This window comes from Aerococcus sanguinicola (genome assembly GCF_008726925.1).
In the GTDB taxonomy this organism is placed as follows: Bacteria; Bacillota; Bacilli; order Lactobacillales; family Aerococcaceae; genus Aerococcus.
In genome coordinates this window covers 273,499-289,080 of the sequence record NZ_VYWO01000001.1, presented here as the reverse complement: position 1 = coordinate 289,080, position 15,582 = coordinate 273,499, and the positions used below count along the sequence as shown (strand labels likewise).

The following is a 15,582-nucleotide window of genomic DNA, read 5'->3' as shown; positions in this document are numbered from 1 at the left end:
ATCGATGAGAGCAAGTGGCGGATTTTAGAATCCAAAACCCGGTCGGGAGGTGAGACTTCCGACAGCAGAGCGCTTTTTGCACGCTGTGAGGCAGTTTCAACTGTCTTTCAGCGTGCTTTTTTTATCGATTAGATTCTTTCTAAATAAAATAGAAAAGGAGTGTTGAGTGATGGCAAGTGAAGTAGAAAATTTTAACCGTGGTGAAGGGGTTAAGTCCATGGTCTATGGTGGTCTGGACGGGATCATTACAACCTTTGCAGTGGTGGCAGGGGCAATTGGTGGCGAACTTAAGATGGAGGTCATTATCATCCTCGGCTTTGCCAACCTGCTTGCTGACGGCATTTCCATGGCTGTTGGCGACTACCTGTCCAGCAAGTCCGAGCGGGCCTATGACGACTTTGAACGTTTAGAAACAGCCAAACAGCTTAAAAATAACCCCCAACTCAATCATGTCCACATCCAAGAAGCCTACGAAAGTAAGGGCCTAGACAGCGACCAGGCCCAGCTTATTGCGGAGAAACTTTCCCAGCATGATGTCGATACCCAGATGAAAGTCCTCTCTGTTGGGGAGGAAGAAGCCTCTCAGCCTCTGACTAATGCCTGTATTACTTTTTTCTCTTTTGCTTTCTTTGGTCTCTTTCCTTTAATTATCTTTATCCTAGCTTACTTTAATTCCCAATTAGTGCCTTATAGTTTTCCTTTCTCAATTGTCATGACCTTCACTATGCTCTTTATCTTAGGGGTTGCCAAAGCTTCTGTGACTAAAGAAAATAGCTTCAAATCGGGTCTCGAAATGTTAGTCGTTGGGGGCCTAGCAGCTGCCGCGGCTTATGGCATCGGAAGTTTCTTGGCCAATATTTAAAGGCAATTTTATGTGAAAAGCGAGTCCAGAAGAGCTTTAACAAGCTTCTAGACTCGCTTTTATTTTAAATGATTCTAATTAAACTGGTAGTGGGTTTGAATTTGATTGCTTTCGCTCAAAATGATTTGTTCAACCGCACACTGGCTATCAACGTATCGCTGCAGGTTTTCTTGCTGCTTGTCGGTCAAGTCACCCTCGATATTTAAGCGAATATCGGCTTGAAGATTACGCTGACGCTGGTCATCTCGGCCCAAATTAGCCTCTAAGTCAAGCGAAACGGTGACGCCTTCGATGTGTCGGCTGGCTAAGTAAGATTGGGCCAGCATCAGCTTACAACCAGCCAGTCCCACTAAGAGGGCACCAGCCGGCGTCGTAGCTTGGGCTTGGTAAGAGGATTGAGGGCGGTCATGGTCTAATTCATAAGTGTGGCCATCAACTGTCAGCTCCAAATGCAAGTGGTCAATCACTTGGGCTTTGACATGCATACTTGTCATTTAATCACGCTTTCTTTAGTGGGCAGAGGCGCCAGATTGGGCATCAATTTCCCGCTGCTTGGCAGCTTCTTCGGGATCGGAAGAGATAAAGTAATAAGTAGGCACATCTTCTTCGCTGTCATAATCAATTTCTAAGTTGTAGTCTTCAAAGAACCACTGATCTTCGTCCTCAGCAAAGATTAATAAGCCATCTTTTTCCACTTGGGCGAAGACATTTTCTGGGGCTTCAACAAGGATTCCAACCGAATAATTATCGTGCACATTGGTTGACCCGTAAACCTTACCGTAAATACGGATTCCTTGGCCCGGACCGGGCGCCACTTCTTCTTTAAAGAAATTTACCGCCGCATCAGAAACCTGAATCTCCATTATCCAACACATCCTATCTATTATTCATTCATTGCTTCTAGTTTAGCACAGAAGGCCTATGAGAGGTCAAGCACTTAGCTCATCTAAGACGAAGGCTTGACCAGCTTGCAAAGCCTCCTAGAAATTGACTGAGCGTGTTATGGTGGCTTTTAGGCTAAGCTTTTAAGAAAAGGCTTGCAATGCCCAACATTTGAGAGAGAGTCAGTGACATGAAGTAAACAATTCAAATTTGAAGGATTTTTGCTTTAAATTCGAAATGACTTTGTGAAATGCTAAAAGAGAATTTTGGACCGACATGACCAGTGTCAGTGACTCAGCCATCGAAGCAGCTGGTCTTAAGGATTAAGGAACACTTGGAACAAGTAGCGCTAAGCTGGCAAAGAAAAAGAGACTGGGGCTATACAAGAGAGCTTAGCTAGAGGACTAAGAGTAATGATGAACAATTATTCATATATATATTCATAAATGAGCTTTTATTAGAAGTGACTCTTTTTCTCATATTTTAGTTAACATAATATATATTATGATAAGCAATGGGTATTTTAAAATAGGCCTTCCCTTTGAAGATAAGTTCATTTTTGTTATAATGATGCTGAGACGATTGGCACTTGTTTTTGTCTCAAATAGAATTTAAGTAAAGGAGTCTTATATACTATGAACCAAGAACAGTTTGACCGTGTAAAATCAGGAGACGGTTTTATCGCTGCTTTAGACCAAAGCGGTGGTTCAACTCCTAAGGCCTTAGCCGCTTATGGTGTTTCTGAGGACCAATACTCCAGTGAAGAAGAAATGTTTGATCTCGTTCATGAGATGCGGACCCGCATTATGACGGATGAAGCCTTTAATTCGGATAAGATTCTCGGTGCTATCCTATTTGAGCAAACGATGGATCGCCAAGTTGAAGGTAAATATACAGCCACTTACTTGGCTGATAAAGGCATTGTCCCCTTCCTTAAGATTGATAAGGGCCTTGCTGAAATTGAAAATGGCGTCCAAGTCATGAAGGATATCCCTAATCTTGACGACTTATTAGCCCGTGCCAATGAACGCGGTATCTTCGGTACCAAGGAACGTTCTAATATTCTAGAATTGAACCCTGAAGGCATTAAAAAGGTAGTCAGCCAACAATTTGACTTAGCTAAGCAAGTAATTGCAGCTGGTCTAGTGCCTATTGTTGAGCCAGAGGTCAATATCCATGCGGAAGATAAGGCTGAGATTGAGGAAGTGCTCAAACAAGAGATTCTCAAAGAACTTGACCAATTAGCGGACGACCAGGTGGTAATGCTTAAATTAACCCTGCCAAGCGTTAACAATGCTTACAAAGAATTAGTTGACCACCCTCAAGTCTTGAGTGTCGTTGCCCTATCCGGTGGCTATGCACTCGACGAAGCCAATGACAAGCTCCGCCAAAATGAAGGTGTGATTGCTAGCTTCTCCCGTGCCTTAACCAATGCCTTGCGCGCTAACCAATCAGACGAAGAATTCCACCAAGAACTCAAGACAGCCATCGATGCGATTTATGATGCATCGGTTAACAAAACCGTTTAAGCAGATAGTAGACTATGAAGAAAAACAGCTCAGGCCAAGGCTTGAGCTGTTTTTCTTTTAATATTTTTTCCATACCCTGGGTGTTAGGGTTAATAGGATCGGGTAGATTTCAAGCCGCCCCATCAGCATGGTCAGGCACATGATAAACTTGGCAAAAGGAGCAAGTTGGGCATAATCTTCCCCTGGCCCTAGTAGATCAAGGCCATAACCAATATTATTCAGGGTAGCAATCACTGCATTGAAGGCCCCACTGAAGCTCTGGGTGTAATGGCTTAGGATAAAGAGAACCAAGCAGAAAACAGCCAGGTAAGTCATTAGGTAGAAGGCAATGGAGCGTTGGGTGTCGTGGTTGACCCGCTTGCCATCGAATTTAATGGGTTGGACCCGGTTGGGCGCGAGGACCCGGCGGATTTCTTGTCGGATGGACTTGAAGAAGATGGCAATACGGACCATTTTCAAACCTGAAGTCGTCGACCCTGACATGGCCCCGGTAAACATAAGGAAGAGCAGCACGATATCTGTCGTTACCGGCCAATTAGCAATCGAAACATTGGTATAGGCTGTGGTTGAATTGACAGACACCACATTAAAGAAGGCATCTTTGAGGGCTTGGATGGGACTCTGGTAGAGGCCGTTAATATTAAGAAAGATAATCAAGCTGGCCAAGGCAATGATAGCCACATACCAGCGCAATTCTTCACTGCGGAGGACTTGCTTCCATTTGCCAACATAGAACAAGTAAAAGAAGTTAAAGCTCATGCCGAAGATGAACATGGCACAAGCCATCACCAAGTCGACATAATCGCTATTATAGTGGGCAATAGAATTGCTGTAGATATTAAAGCCCCCTGTTCCCGAGGCTCCCATGGCTAAGAGCGCCGCTTCAAACCAAGGCACTTGGCCTAGGCGGAGGAGGACCATAACGACGAGGGTCATAACTAAATAAATGCTGTAGAGAATATTTATTGAGCTGGAGACGCGGGACTCAACCTTACCAAAGACGGGGCCTGGTAGTTCAGCCCGCATGACGTAGACTCCCCTAGCCCCAAAATTCGGCAGGATGTATAAGATAAAGACCAACATCCCCATCCCACCAATCAGCAGCGTAAAGCTCCGCCAGAACATTAATGCTTCGGGGAGGATATGGAGGCTGGAACTGAGGACAGAGGCCCCTGTTGTGGTAAAGCCACTGACGGATTCAAAGAAGGCATCGATAAAGTTCCCTACTGACTGGCTCAAGTAAAAAGGTAAGGCGCCAAAGAAAGAATAGAGCAACCAGATTAAGCTGACCAGGGCAAAGCCTTCTCGCTGGTAGAAAATATCTGAATTCGGTTGGCGGTAGGACAAGGCAAAGCCTAAAAGTTCACAGAGGACAATGGTAAGGACAAAGGCCCAGATGACCCGGCCAGGATTCCCATAATAGAGCCCAACTAGAATCGAAGGCACCATCAAGAGCCCTAAGATCATAAGCAAACGACCGATAATGAAACGTAGAAAGGAAGTATTCATGGCTAGCTGCGTCCACCTCCTTCTAGGATATCATCTAAAGTAAAAATATCCCGGCAAGAGCTAAAGATTAAAACATCATCCCCTGCCTGGAGCTGGTCATCCCCAGATGGAATGTGGAGCTGATCCTGGCGCACAATCATACCCAAGAGCACATGGTCTTTGATAGCTAGATCTTTGATGGGCGCTTGGGTGACTCGGTCCCTTGCGCTCACCTGAAATTCCATAGCTTCTGCCATTTCTTTATCGACAGCCAGACGGGCATAGCCCAAGAGCGAGCTATTGTTCTCTGGTATGGCCCGCACATGGCGGATAATAGCATCCGAGACCGAGATGCGAGGAGAAACGATGACATCCAAGTTCTCCGCATTTAAGAGGCGAACGAGCTTGGGCCGGTTGACCTTGGTGATGTTCTTCTTCACCCCTTCTTCATGGGCGAAGAGGGACAGCATGAGGTTTTCTTCATCGGAATCGGTCATCGAAATCACGATATCGTGGCGGTTGAGCCGGTGCTCCCGCAAGAAGCGCTGGTCAGTCCCGTCGCCTAAAATAATCTCTGCTTGGTCGATTTCTTCAGCGAGGAGTTGGGCACGTTGGCGGTCTTTTTCAATTAATTTAATGTGGATACCACGCTTGGCTAATAAGGGGACCAGGTAGCGGTTGATCCGACTTCCGCCGATAATCATGACTGAGCGGTAATGGGTCCGCTCCTTGTGGCCAGCCATATAGGCCGACTGGCTGAGGACCTCATTGGTTGCAATAATGTGAATCTGATCGTCCTGGCGCAAGTAATCATCCCCGTGCGGAATAAAGACATGGTCGCCCCTCTCCACCAGGCAGATGACAATATCCGTTAATTTCTGTCGGACCTGGGCCACGGACCAGTTAAGAATAGGGCTCTGGGCTGTCAGCCGGATCTGTAGGAGCTTGATCCGGTCATAGTAGAATTTCTCCACATGGATAGCAGCCGGATAGTCTAAGACAGTAACAATCTCCTTGGCCGCTTCCTTATCCTGGTTGATGACATAGTTAATGCCCAAGTGCTCGCGGATGAAGTCTTCATGCGCTGTATATTCCCCTGAGCGCGAGCGGACAATCCGGTAGCGAGCGCCAATTTTTTCCGCGAGAACGGCCGAAATAATATTGACCTCATCGAGGTTGGTGACGCTGATAAAGACATCACAGCGGTCGACATTGGCTTCACGCAAGGTTTCCAAATTAGTGGCGCTGCCGCAGATGCCCTGGATATCTAAAACCTCAATGAGCTTATCAATGACCTGCTGGGACTGGTCAATCAGGGTGATCTCATGCCCCTCCTTGTTCAAGAGATAACACAATTCCTGGCCTAGTTCGCCCCCGCCAACTACCACAATTTCCATTTTCTTCATAACATAACCCCTAGTTAAAACGAGGCTGGAGTTTTGCTTCCAACCTCGTTTTTAATTATTCTATTTCTCTCCTAAGCTTCTTCGAAAGCTTCCGTTAATGGAGGTACAATTTGCTTTTTGCGAGAAACTAAGCCTGGCAAGGCAATTTGAGAGTCTGCGATCTTACCGTCAAAGGCCTTTTCAAAGTGTTCAACAAGGTCAACATTCGAAACGAGTAAGCCTTCGGAATCATTGGTCAAGATATTCGTTACCACTAAGAAGAAAGCATCGTAGCCTTTTTCTGCGGTTTCTTTCTGCATAACTTGGAGCATATCTTCCTTACGCTTGAGGACGTCATTGACGTCAACCACATTGACTTGTCCAATGCGAACAGAATGTCCGTTGAGTTCAAAGGACTTAGCGTCACCATCTGCAATTTCAAGGGCAGATTTTTCAGAAACATCAGCCCCTGCCCGTAACATGTCGAGGCCGTAAGCTTCCAGGTCAATTTCAGCGATTTCAGCTAGTTTGCCGGCTAATTGCTTGTCTTCTTCGGTACATGTTGGTGATTTTAAGAGCAAGGTATCTGAAATCAGACCAGAAAGCATTAAGCCTGCAATTTCCTTGGTCACTTCAACGCCATGAACTTGGTAGAGACCATAAATGACGGTTTGGGTACAACCAACAGGACGTGCTGTATAAGCCAAAGGTGCTGCGGTTTCGAAGTTCGCAATCCGGTGGTGGTCCACGACGGAATGAATTTGTACGTCACGGATATCTTCAGCAGATTGCTGGAACTCATTGTGGTCAACTAAGGCAACTAAGTCTGTTTCTCCTGCTACTTTTTTGACCACGCGTGGGGCATCAACAGAGAAGGCTTCTAAAGCAAACTGGGTCTCTGGGTTTAAGTCACCGAGCGCAATGGCTTCAGCTTCCTCCCCTAATTGATTCAACAAATGACTGTAAGTGATAGCGGATGTAATCGCATCTGTGTCTGGATTTTGGTGTCCAAAAACAAGAATTTTACTCACAAAATCTCCTCTTTTCTAAAAAACTTCTGCCTCTATTTTAGCACAAAAGCCTGGTTGGGGCTTAAAATTCTTCATAAACCGCTGGATTTTGTGCCCCTGTTCGTCCATTGGGATGGTCTAAACGAGCGATTTGCGCCATATCGTCAGCATCGAGTTCAAAGTCAAAAACCTTAAAGTTCTCTTCTAAACGGTCGGCATGGCTCGACTTAGGGATGGGCATGGTGCCAATCTGTAAGTGCCAGCGCAGGACGATCTGACCTGGGCTCTTATGGTGTTTCTTAGCGATGGCTTGGATAAGGTCCTGTTCTAAGATCGATTCGGACATCTTCTCAGAGCCCCGGCCAAGCGGACTCCAGGCCTGGGTCAAGATATCATGGTCCTGGTCGTAAGCAATCTGCTTAGCTTGCTGGAAGTAAGGATGGGTTTCTACCTGGTTCATGACGGGCACTTCCTGGGTCTCTTCAATCAAGCGGTCGATGTGGTCAGGCAAGAAATTGCTGACCCCGATAGCCTTAACATAGCCACGCTTCTTAGCTTCAATCAGAGCCTGCCAGGCTTCAACATAATGGCCTTGTTTGGGATTAGGCCAATGGATCAAGTAATAGTCATAGTAGTCCAATTGGGCCCGGTAGAGTGACTCTTCAATAGCTGTTAGGGCCAGGTCATAAGTATGGTAGCGACCCGGCAATTTACTCGCAACTTGAATCTGATCGCGTCCCAGACCGGACTCGCGGATGGCCTGGCCGACCGTGCCTTCGTTTTCATAATTATAAGCCGTATCTAAATAGCGGTAGCCCATTGCTAGTGCGGCCTTAATGCTGTCAACCCCAGCCCGACCTTTGAGCTTATAGGTTCCTAAACCGACTTGGGGAACTTGGTCCCCGTTATGTAAGGTATAGTATGGAATAGTCATTAAGCAACGCCTCCTCTAAAGCTGTTCAGCTTGTCAGTCTTTATAACCAGTATAACAGGCCAAAGTCGTTTTTGGAAAGTGAAAGGCCTAGTCCTTGCCTTCTAATTGGTCGAGGTTAATGAGCGGCGTCACGCGCATAAGTTCCCCTTCCTTCTTTTCATCGAGCAAGGCCTTGCCATTGGAATAGCGGTCCGCAATGGGGACCTCAACAGCGCGTATTTGCTTGAGCTGGCCATTAGCACAGTAGAGTTCAAATAAGTCTTGGGTTGTTTGGACGGCATGAGCTGCTAAGAGCCGATGAGCTTTGGTCTTCAGTTCCTTGAGAACCACCAGACCTCGTTTGGCCCGGCCAAGACTAGCAATTTCTTCCCAGCGTAAGCGTTTCGCATGACCTCTTTGGGTAAATAAGATCACTTGGGCTTGGTCATCCACCTGGTCTTGGTAGACTGCGTTAACCACCCGGTCTTTCTCTTTGAGATTAATCGACTTCACTCCTTTGGCCCGGAGCCCCACCTGGTTAATCTCATCAATACTGTAGCGGAGGCTGAAGCCAAATTCGGTAAAGATAATAATCTGGGCCTGGCTTTGGTCCGTCTGACCAGCAATTTGGTAGACATCCACGAGCTGGTCCCTATCGTCTGTTAGGGTCATAGCAATCGCTGAACGTTTCTTATAGCCGCGGAACTCTTTGAAGTCAGCTAATGGCGTTTGCTTAATCATGCCAGCCTGGCTAATAAGCAAAACATTGTCTTTGCTATCTTTAGAATATGGGAGAACTTTGATAATTTGTTCATCATTCGCAAAGTTAACTCTTTGCGATATATGTTCCCCCAGGTCCTTCCATTTGAGCTCTTGGAGTTCATGGACTGGCTGGAAAATATAATTCCCCTTGTTAGTAATAAAGATCAACTGGTCAAGAGTGGAATGTTCAGCCATGTATTGGACATGGTCCCCTTCTCTTAGACCTAGGTCTTCTAATTCAGAAGACCGGTAAGACCGCAAGCTGGTCTGCTTGACATAGCCGTAATTGCTGATAAGGACCATGACTTGCTCTTCAGGGATAAGGAGTTCCTTTTTAATCTTAATTTCACTGATCTCGTCTTGGATTTCACTCCGCCGCGGATTATTGTAAGCCTTTTTAATGGCTTTAAGTTCATTTTTGATGACCTTGAGCAAGACCTTGGGCTGGCTTAGGATGGTTTGGTAGGAGGCAATGGCTTCGTTTAAGCTCAGTTTTTCCTCTTGGAGGCTAGTGATATCCGTATTGGTTAGCCGGTAGAGTTGGAGGTTAACGATGGCTTCCGCTTGCTTATCGGTGAAGTCGAATTGAGCCATGATGTTTTGCTTAGCGTCTTTCTTGTCCTTGCTCTGACGAATCGTTTGGATGAGCTCATCGAGGATGCTGATGGCTTTAATTAAACCGTCCACGATATGCAAACGTTGGGAGGCCTTGTCTAAGTCGAATTGAGTCCGCCGTGTGACAATTTCTTGGCGGTGGCTGATATAGGCCGATAGGATATCCTTTAGGCCTACCTGTTGGGGACGCAGTTGGTTGATAGCGACCATATTGAAATTATAGTTAATCTGCAGGTTGGTGTTTTTATAGAAATACTGGAGGATGGCATGGGCATTGGCATCCTTCTTCAATTCAATGACGATGCGCAGGCCGTTGCGGTCACTTTCATCGCGGATTTCACTGATTCCCTCGATACTCTTGTTCAAGCGCAATTCATCCATCCGTTTGACCAGGTCGGACTTGTTGACCTCAAAAGGCAATTCATCGATGACAATCTGCTGGCGGCCAGAGCGCAAAGTTTCCATCTGGTGCTTGGACCGGACAACGACCTTGCCCCGCCCTGTCTCGTAGGCCTTACGGATCTCATCCTTACCCTGGATAATCCCTCCCGTTGGAAAATCAGGCCCAGGAAGAAATTCCATGAGCTTGTCCAAGCTGGCTTTGGGATGGTCGATCAAATAATTGGTTGCATCGATCACTTCGCCCAGGTTATGGGTAGGAATCTCAGTGGCATAGCCGGCTGAAATCCCTGCTGCTCCATTGACGAGCAGGTTGGGAAAGCCAGCAGGGAGGACCGTGGGTTCTTCTTCGGTATCATCAAAGTTGAGCATGGTTTCTACCGTCTGCTTGTCCAAGTCGGCCAAGAGTTCGTCGGCAATCTTGGAGAGACGGGCTTCCGTATAACGCATGGCAGCCGCTGGGTCCCCGTCCATGGAGCCGTTATTGCCGTGCATCTCAATGAGCACTTCCCGGTTCTTCCAGTCCTGGCTCATCCGCACCATCGCATCATAAACCGAGATATCGCCATGGGGATGGTAGTTCCCGATAACATTCCCCACAGTTTTGGCAGACTTCCTAAAATTATGACTGGAGGTATTGCCATCGACAAACATGGCATAAAGAATCCGCCGCTGGACGGGTTTCAGGCCATCGCGGATGTCCGGTAAGGCCCGGTCTTGGATAATATACTTGGAATAGCGACCAAAGCGGTCCCCCATTACATCTTCTAGAGATAATTCTTGAATATCAACTGTCATGCATTAAAACTCCTCATCATCAAATAGGCTCGTCTGGTCCGCTTCAAGACCAGAGGATTGGTCAGCCAACTGACTGGCTACTTCTTCTTCCATCTGGGGATCACTCTCTTGGCTAGCCGCCTCTAGGAGCTTGTCCTCTTCATCCATCGTAAAGGAGACATTACCTTCAATCCACTCCCGTCTTGGCGCAACCTTGTTCCCCATTAAGACAGAGACTCGCTTCTCAGCTAGGGATTGGTCATCTAGGGTGACGCGAATCAGGGTACGCGATTCAGGGTTCATCGTCGTTTCCCATAATTGGTCGGCATTCATCTCCCCTAGCCCCTTATAGCGTTGGAGGGTATAGCCCCGCCCCACTTCTTGGGTCACTTGGGAAAGTTCCTCATCCGTCCAAGCATAGCGGATCTTCTCCTTTTTGCCCTTGCCTTTAGACACCTTATAGAGCGGGGGCATGGCGAGGTAGACCTTGCCAGCTTCGATCAAGGGCCGCATGTAGCGATAGAAGAAGGTGAGCAGGAGGACTTGGATATGGGCGCCGTCCGTATCCGCATCCGTCATGATAATCACCTTATCATAATTGGCATCAGCCAGTTCAAATTCTACCCCGACCCCGGCGCCAATGGTATAAATAATGGTGTTTAACTCTTCGTTCTTTAAGATATCCTGCATACTGGCCTTCTCGGTGTTTAAGACCTTGCCGCGGAGGGGAAGGATGGCTTGGAACTTCCGGTCCCGTCCCTGCTTGGCAGAGCCTCCAGCTGAATCCCCTTCGACTAGGAAGAGTTCATTGCGCTTGGCATTCTTCCCTTGGGCTGGGGTCAACTTACCAGACAAGAGGGTATCGCGTTTGCGGCTCTTTTTACCTTTACGGCTCTCTTCCCGAGCCTTCCTAGCAGCATCCCGGGCTTCCCGGGCTTTGAGCGCCTTGCGGACCAAGTGCTGGGCAGATTCTCCATTCTCGAGCAGGTAGATGCCTAACTTCTCATTAACCATGGCTTCTACGCTAGACCGGGCTTGGGGGGTCCCTAACTTACTCTTGGTCTGTCCTTCAAATTGTAAGTATTCTTCCGGCACATGGATGGATAAGACAGCCGTGAAGCCTTCACGCACATCGCTTCCCTCCAGGTTCTTTTCTTTAGGTTTGAGCAGGTTGGTCTTCCGGGCATATTCATTGAAAGCCTTGGTGAGCCCCGTCTTGAGTCCTGACACATGGGTTCCCCCATCTGCTGTCCGTACATTATTGACAAAGGATAGGATGGTTTCCGAATAGCCATCATTGTATTGGAAGGCGAGCTCCATTTCAATCCCGGTTTCTGTCGCTGTATCTTCAAAGTAGACCGTCTCGTGGAGGACATCCTTATCCTCATTGAGGTATTTAACGAAGGCGACAATCCCGTCTTCATAGTGGTAGCTTTCTTCGAAGTCTTCTCTTTCATCTTTGAAATTAATCTTTAGATTTTTCATCAAAAAAGCTGACTCACGCAGGTGTTCTTGTAGGATTTTTCGATCGAATTGGGCCTTACCAAAGATCTTTTCATCGGGTTTAAAGTGAATTTGGGTACCGCTTGCCTTGGATTTGATCGTTTTTAGCTTGGGTTTGCCCGGCTTTCCTCCCTCCTTAAAGCTTTGCTGGTATTCTTTTTGATCACGGCGGACAGTGACTTCTAAAGACGAAGAGAGGGCGTTAACGACAGAAGAGCCAACCCCGTGCAAGCCGCCGGAAGTGGCATAGCCTCCCCCACCGAACTTCCCCCCTGCATGGAGGACGGTGAGGATTACTTCTACGGTGGGCCGGCCCGTCGCATGTTTGCCGATGGGCATGCCCCGGCCATTATCCTTAACCGTTACGGAATTGTCTGGATGGATGCAGACGTCAATTTCATCGCAGTAGCCTGCCAAGGCCTCATCGACAGAATTATCGACAATTTCATAGACCAAGTGGTGGAGGCCCCGGCTATCGGTTGACCCTACATACATCCCAGGACGTTTTCTGACAGCTTCCAAGCCCTCTAAGACCTGGATGGAACTTTCATCATATTGTGTTTGTTTTTTGGTCATCTTACGCATGTCCCCTTTAATCCAATTAATCTTATCGCGTCTCTAAAGACATCTTTTATCATCTTACTTGATTTTGACAAAATGCACAATGCTTCTTTCTTTTGAAGCTTAGCCTGGCCTGTTTTGATTTTTTTAAACCGCAGTGGGCGAATAGTGTTATAATAAAGGCATGTCAAAAAAGCAGGTGAAAAAATGTTATTCAATTTATTCTTTTTAATCTTTGCCTATTTACTCGGCTCCATCCCCTTCGGCCTTGTGATTGGTCGCGTCTTCTATAAGATCGACCTCCGTGATTACGGCTCGGGCAATATTGGGACGACCAATGCCTTTCGCGCTTTTGGCCGAAACGGTGGCCTACTGGTCTTTGTCTGTGATATGCTCAAGGCCGGCCTGGTCGTTTTAGCGGCCCAGGGCTTTGACGCCTTTACCTGGCACCCCCTGGTCTTTGGTATCGCGGTGATCCTTGGCCACAGCTATTCGATCTTCCTCCATTTCAAGGGGGGCAAGGCCGTAGCGTCCAGTTTCGGCATGGGACTCTTCTATGTGCCCTTGATTTCCCTTCTAGGGATTGGGGCTTTCTTTTTAGTCCTGTATTTCTTCCGTATGGTCAGCCTAGCCAGTATTTGCGGTGTCTTAACCGCCCTAATTCTCTCTTTAGTCTTCACTAGCGATCCTTTCCTTCAGCTCATCCTGGTTATTGTTAGTGTCTTAGTTATTATCAGGCATCGGACGAATATCGAACGCATAATGAAGGGTACAGAATCCAAAGTTCCCTTTGGCTTCCGAGCAAAAAAATAAAAAGAGAAGCGCTTTAAGCTTTCTACTAACTCAGGGTGCGAGCAAGAAGACCGACCGATGGAAGATCAGTCAAGGATCGCCCACCGGTCGGAAAAGAATCATTTAGCTGTTTAATCAGAGCCTTTTGGTAAACGACAACTAATTTGAAAAAGGGCTGGGGCTTTTGTCCCAGTCCCTTTTTGCGTGCTTAGCGCTCCTCTTCTTCCAAGGTTTGCTGGATGAGATGGAGGTTTTCTTCCGTATAAAGATCAATGAAGGTCCCCTTCGTTCCTAGAGACTGGGAAGAAAGGATATTAGCAGATTCCATCTTGCGAATCCCGTTGACAATAATGGACCGGGTCAGACCCTCTTTTTCCGCCAAGCGTGAGGCAGTAAAGCGGAAGCTTGGTTCAGTTTTGTCCTTTAATATCGTCCGCATAGCAGCTAATTCGGAGAAACTCAAGGAAGCCACAGCTTTCTTGGCCATCAAACGGTTCTTTTGCTGACGGTCCTCTTGCTGGTGGAGGAGGTTTTCAATTTCAATGGCTAGGATTGTTGCCACGTATTCCCCTAGGATCATATCGCCAGCGTCGAAGGCTTGTTTCTTGCGGGCTAGAATCAGATAACCCAGCCCCCGGCCATGGCCAATAATAGGGATAATCGTTGTCTTACCATTGGGAAAATTAGCGGCATATTCGTTAGCGAAAATGGTCCGCTCATCTTCAACTGGGATATTGGTTAGGGTAACGGTCAGTTCTTGTACCCGCTTCATGTAATTAGGGTCGAGCTGCTTTTCTTCCATCATTTGATGGGTTCGAGCACTGTTAATATCATCAAAAATGGACAAGTAGCCCAGCAATTGCCCCTCATAATTTAATAGGTAGGCATTAACAGCAAGGATTTCTGAAATTTCTTCCACCAAGCGTTGGAAAGGAAAGTCACTTCCCTTGTCTTCTGAAATAATTTCTTCCGTTTGAACGACACGTTTAACCTGGCGAATCTTATCTAATACGTCCTGAATATCCATATTCTTAATCCTCCTGAGATGATTTGTTTGAATTGTGCCCTTGACGCTGGGCTCGCGGATGAAAAGTCATATAATTCTGACGTAGGCTTTCCTTGGAAAGGTGGGTGTAGATTTGGGTAGTGGAGAGACTGGAATGGCCCAATAGTTCCTGGACCGTCCGGATGTCTGCCCCATGGTTCAATAAATGCGTTGCAAAGGAGTGGCGGAGCTTGTGGGGATGAATCGCTAACTGTGAAGCACTGCGCTTGACAATTTGTTTCAGAATATAAGCAATCCCCTCACGGCTCAAGCCCTGGCCTTTGTAGTTAACAAAGACGAGCTGGTGGTCTTCCCCAGCCTTAGCCATGAGTTCTTGGCGTCCCTCGGCCAGATAGCTTTTGAGCGCTTCTTGACAGGGACCTCCGAAAGGCACATACCGGTCCTTGCCTCCCTTACCGTGGAGGAGCACCAGCCGCGCATCCAGGTCGACCTGGTCTAAGCCCAGCTCAGCACATTCGCTGACCCGGGCGCCACTAGCATAGAGGAATTCCAAGAGGGCCCGGTCCCTTTGTTTAAGGGGATCCTGCCCCTGGACCGCTTCGAATAAGGCCAAGAGTTCCTCTTCATAGAAAAAGTCTGGTAGGTGCAAACCTTGCTTGGGCGAGCGGACATACTGGAAGGGATTGTCCTCTAACCAACCAGATTCTTGGAAAAAATTAAAAGCCGACCGCAGGCTACTCAAGCGCCTAGCAACGGATGATTTGGCCAGGTCCTGCTTTTGTAATTGGAATAAATAACGGCGGATATCTTGATAAGTCAAATCTTTTAAATCGTTTACATTTGTCTTAGAAAGAAAGGTCACGAATTCCTCTAGGTCATGTTGGTAGGCCAGGAAGGTTTCCTCACTGTATTGCCTTTCATTTTTAAGATAGCTGAGGAAGGCCTTTCCCTTGGCTGTCAAGTCGATTGCACTCACCTTCTTTTACCTAAACATTATAACATAAAAAAAGAGATAAAATCATCCAAAGTCGGAAATTGACTTTATCTCTTTGAATAAATTTTACAAGCTAGAGGATAGCGCGCTAACTAGTCGCTTAA

General features: G+C 47.0%; 13 protein-coding genes. 3 read left to right on the top strand and 10 right to left on the bottom strand.

Translation table 11 applies throughout. The annotated features are described in order from the left end of the window. The first annotated feature begins 169 nt into the window (after window positions 1-169). Complete coding sequence (locus F6I03_RS01480; RefSeq protein WP_070430742.1) at window positions 170-862, top strand: VIT1/CCC1 transporter family protein; 693 nt, start codon at window positions 170-172, stop codon at window positions 860-862. Window positions 863-936: 74 nt separating this feature from the next. Here F6I03_RS01480 and F6I03_RS01475 read toward each other — a convergent pair whose 3' ends face one another. Next, a complete protein-coding gene (locus F6I03_RS01475) occupies window positions 937-1,356 on the bottom strand; it encodes an OsmC family protein (RefSeq protein ID WP_070430743.1) in 420 nt (139 codons plus the stop codon). 15 nt (window positions 1,357-1,371) lie between these two features. Beyond that, window positions 1,372-1,725 (bottom strand): HesB/YadR/YfhF family protein, encoded by a 354-nt coding sequence (locus tag F6I03_RS01470; RefSeq protein ID WP_141737843.1) that lies wholly within the window; start codon window positions 1,723-1,725, stop codon window positions 1,372-1,374. A gap of 654 nt (window positions 1,726-2,379) precedes the next feature. Here F6I03_RS01470 and F6I03_RS01465 point away from each other — a divergent pair. Next, a complete protein-coding gene (locus F6I03_RS01465) occupies window positions 2,380-3,273 on the top strand; it encodes a fructose bisphosphate aldolase (protein ID WP_070430779.1) in 894 nt (297 codons plus the stop codon). A gap of 57 nt (window positions 3,274-3,330) precedes the next feature. Here F6I03_RS01465 and F6I03_RS01460 read toward each other — a convergent pair whose 3' ends face one another. From F6I03_RS01460 to parE, 6 genes are all read right to left on the bottom strand, one after another. Then, window positions 3,331-4,782, bottom strand: a complete 1,452-nt coding sequence (locus F6I03_RS01460) for a TrkH family potassium uptake protein (protein WP_070430780.1) — start codon at window positions 4,780-4,782, stop codon at window positions 3,331-3,333. Between the two features lie 2 nt (window positions 4,783-4,784). Next, entirely contained in the window at window positions 4,785-6,167 is a 1,383-nt protein-coding gene (gene trkA, locus F6I03_RS01455) for a Trk system potassium transporter TrkA (RefSeq protein WP_083290548.1), read from the bottom strand. A 71-nt stretch (window positions 6,168-6,238) separates the two neighbouring features. Beyond that, window positions 6,239-7,177, bottom strand: coding sequence for a manganese-dependent inorganic pyrophosphatase (locus F6I03_RS01450; RefSeq protein WP_070430781.1), 939 nt, complete (start codon window positions 7,175-7,177; stop codon window positions 6,239-6,241). Between the two features lie 61 nt (window positions 7,178-7,238). Next, window positions 7,239-8,090: an aldo/keto reductase gene (locus F6I03_RS01445; protein WP_070430782.1), complete on the bottom strand. Its 852-nt coding sequence runs from the start codon at window positions 8,088-8,090 to the stop codon at window positions 7,239-7,241. Window positions 8,091-8,177: 87 nt separating this feature from the next. Continuing rightward, the gene (gene parC / locus F6I03_RS01440; protein WP_070430783.1) at window positions 8,178-10,643 is read right to left on the bottom strand and encodes a DNA topoisomerase IV subunit A; all 2,466 of its coding nucleotides are present in this window, start codon (window positions 10,641-10,643) and stop codon (window positions 8,178-8,180) included. A gap of 3 nt (window positions 10,644-10,646) precedes the next feature. Then, window positions 10,647-12,701 (bottom strand): DNA topoisomerase IV subunit B, encoded by a 2,055-nt coding sequence (gene parE / locus F6I03_RS01435; RefSeq protein WP_070430784.1) that lies wholly within the window; start codon window positions 12,699-12,701, stop codon window positions 10,647-10,649. Between the two features lie 192 nt (window positions 12,702-12,893). Here parE and plsY point away from each other — a divergent pair, with 192 nt between their 5' ends. After that, the gene (plsY, locus tag F6I03_RS01430; protein ID WP_070430785.1) at window positions 12,894-13,499 is read left to right on the top strand and encodes a glycerol-3-phosphate 1-O-acyltransferase PlsY; all 606 of its coding nucleotides are present in this window, start codon (window positions 12,894-12,896) and stop codon (window positions 13,497-13,499) included. Window positions 13,500-13,686: 187 nt separating this feature from the next. Here plsY and F6I03_RS01425 read toward each other — a convergent pair whose 3' ends face one another. Together F6I03_RS01425 and xerC are read right to left on the bottom strand one after the other, a co-directional pair. Continuing rightward, window positions 13,687-14,505 carry a hypothetical protein gene (locus F6I03_RS01425; protein ID WP_070430786.1) on the bottom strand — a complete coding sequence of 273 codons (819 nt, stop codon included), beginning with the start codon at window positions 14,503-14,505 and terminating at the stop codon, window positions 13,687-13,689. 4 nt (window positions 14,506-14,509) lie between these two features. After that, on the bottom strand, window positions 14,510-15,451 hold the full coding sequence (gene xerC, locus F6I03_RS01420) for a tyrosine recombinase XerC (protein WP_070431004.1): 942 nt from the start codon (window positions 15,449-15,451) through the stop codon (window positions 14,510-14,512). Window positions 15,452-15,582: the final 131 nt, after the last annotated feature.

Bases quoted from the DNA above. Each gene is read 5' to 3' on its own strand.
- F6I03_RS01480 (WP_070430742.1), top strand. From the start codon at position 170: ATGGCAAGTGAAGTAGAAAATTTTAACCGTGGTGAAGGGGTTAAGTCC.
- F6I03_RS01475 (WP_070430743.1), bottom strand. From the start codon at position 1,356: ATGACAAGTATGCATGTCAAAGCCCAAGTGATTGACCACTTGCATTTG.
- F6I03_RS01470 (WP_141737843.1), bottom strand. From the start codon at position 1,725: ATGGAGATTCAGGTTTCTGATGCGGCGGTAAATTTCTTTAAAGAAGAA.
- F6I03_RS01465 (WP_070430779.1), top strand. From the start codon at position 2,380: ATGAACCAAGAACAGTTTGACCGTGTAAAATCAGGAGACGGTTTTATC.
- F6I03_RS01460 (WP_070430780.1), bottom strand. From the start codon at position 4,782: ATGAATACTTCCTTTCTACGTTTCATTATCGGTCGTTTGCTTATGATC.
- trkA (WP_083290548.1), bottom strand. From the start codon at position 6,167: ATGAAGAAAATGGAAATTGTGGTAGTTGGCGGGGGCGAACTAGGCCAG.
- F6I03_RS01445 (WP_070430782.1), bottom strand. From the start codon at position 8,090: ATGACTATTCCATACTATACCTTACATAACGGGGACCAAGTTCCCCAA.
- parC (WP_070430783.1), bottom strand. From the start codon at position 10,643: ATGACAGTTGATATTCAAGAATTATCTCTAGAAGATGTAATGGGGGAC.
- parE (WP_070430784.1), bottom strand. From the start codon at position 12,701: ATGACCAAAAAACAAACACAATATGATGAAAGTTCCATCCAGGTCTTA.
- plsY (WP_070430785.1), top strand. From the start codon at position 12,894: ATGTTATTCAATTTATTCTTTTTAATCTTTGCCTATTTACTCGGCTCC.
- F6I03_RS01425 (WP_070430786.1), bottom strand. From the start codon at position 14,505: ATGGATATTCAGGACGTATTAGATAAGATTCGCCAGGTTAAACGTGTC.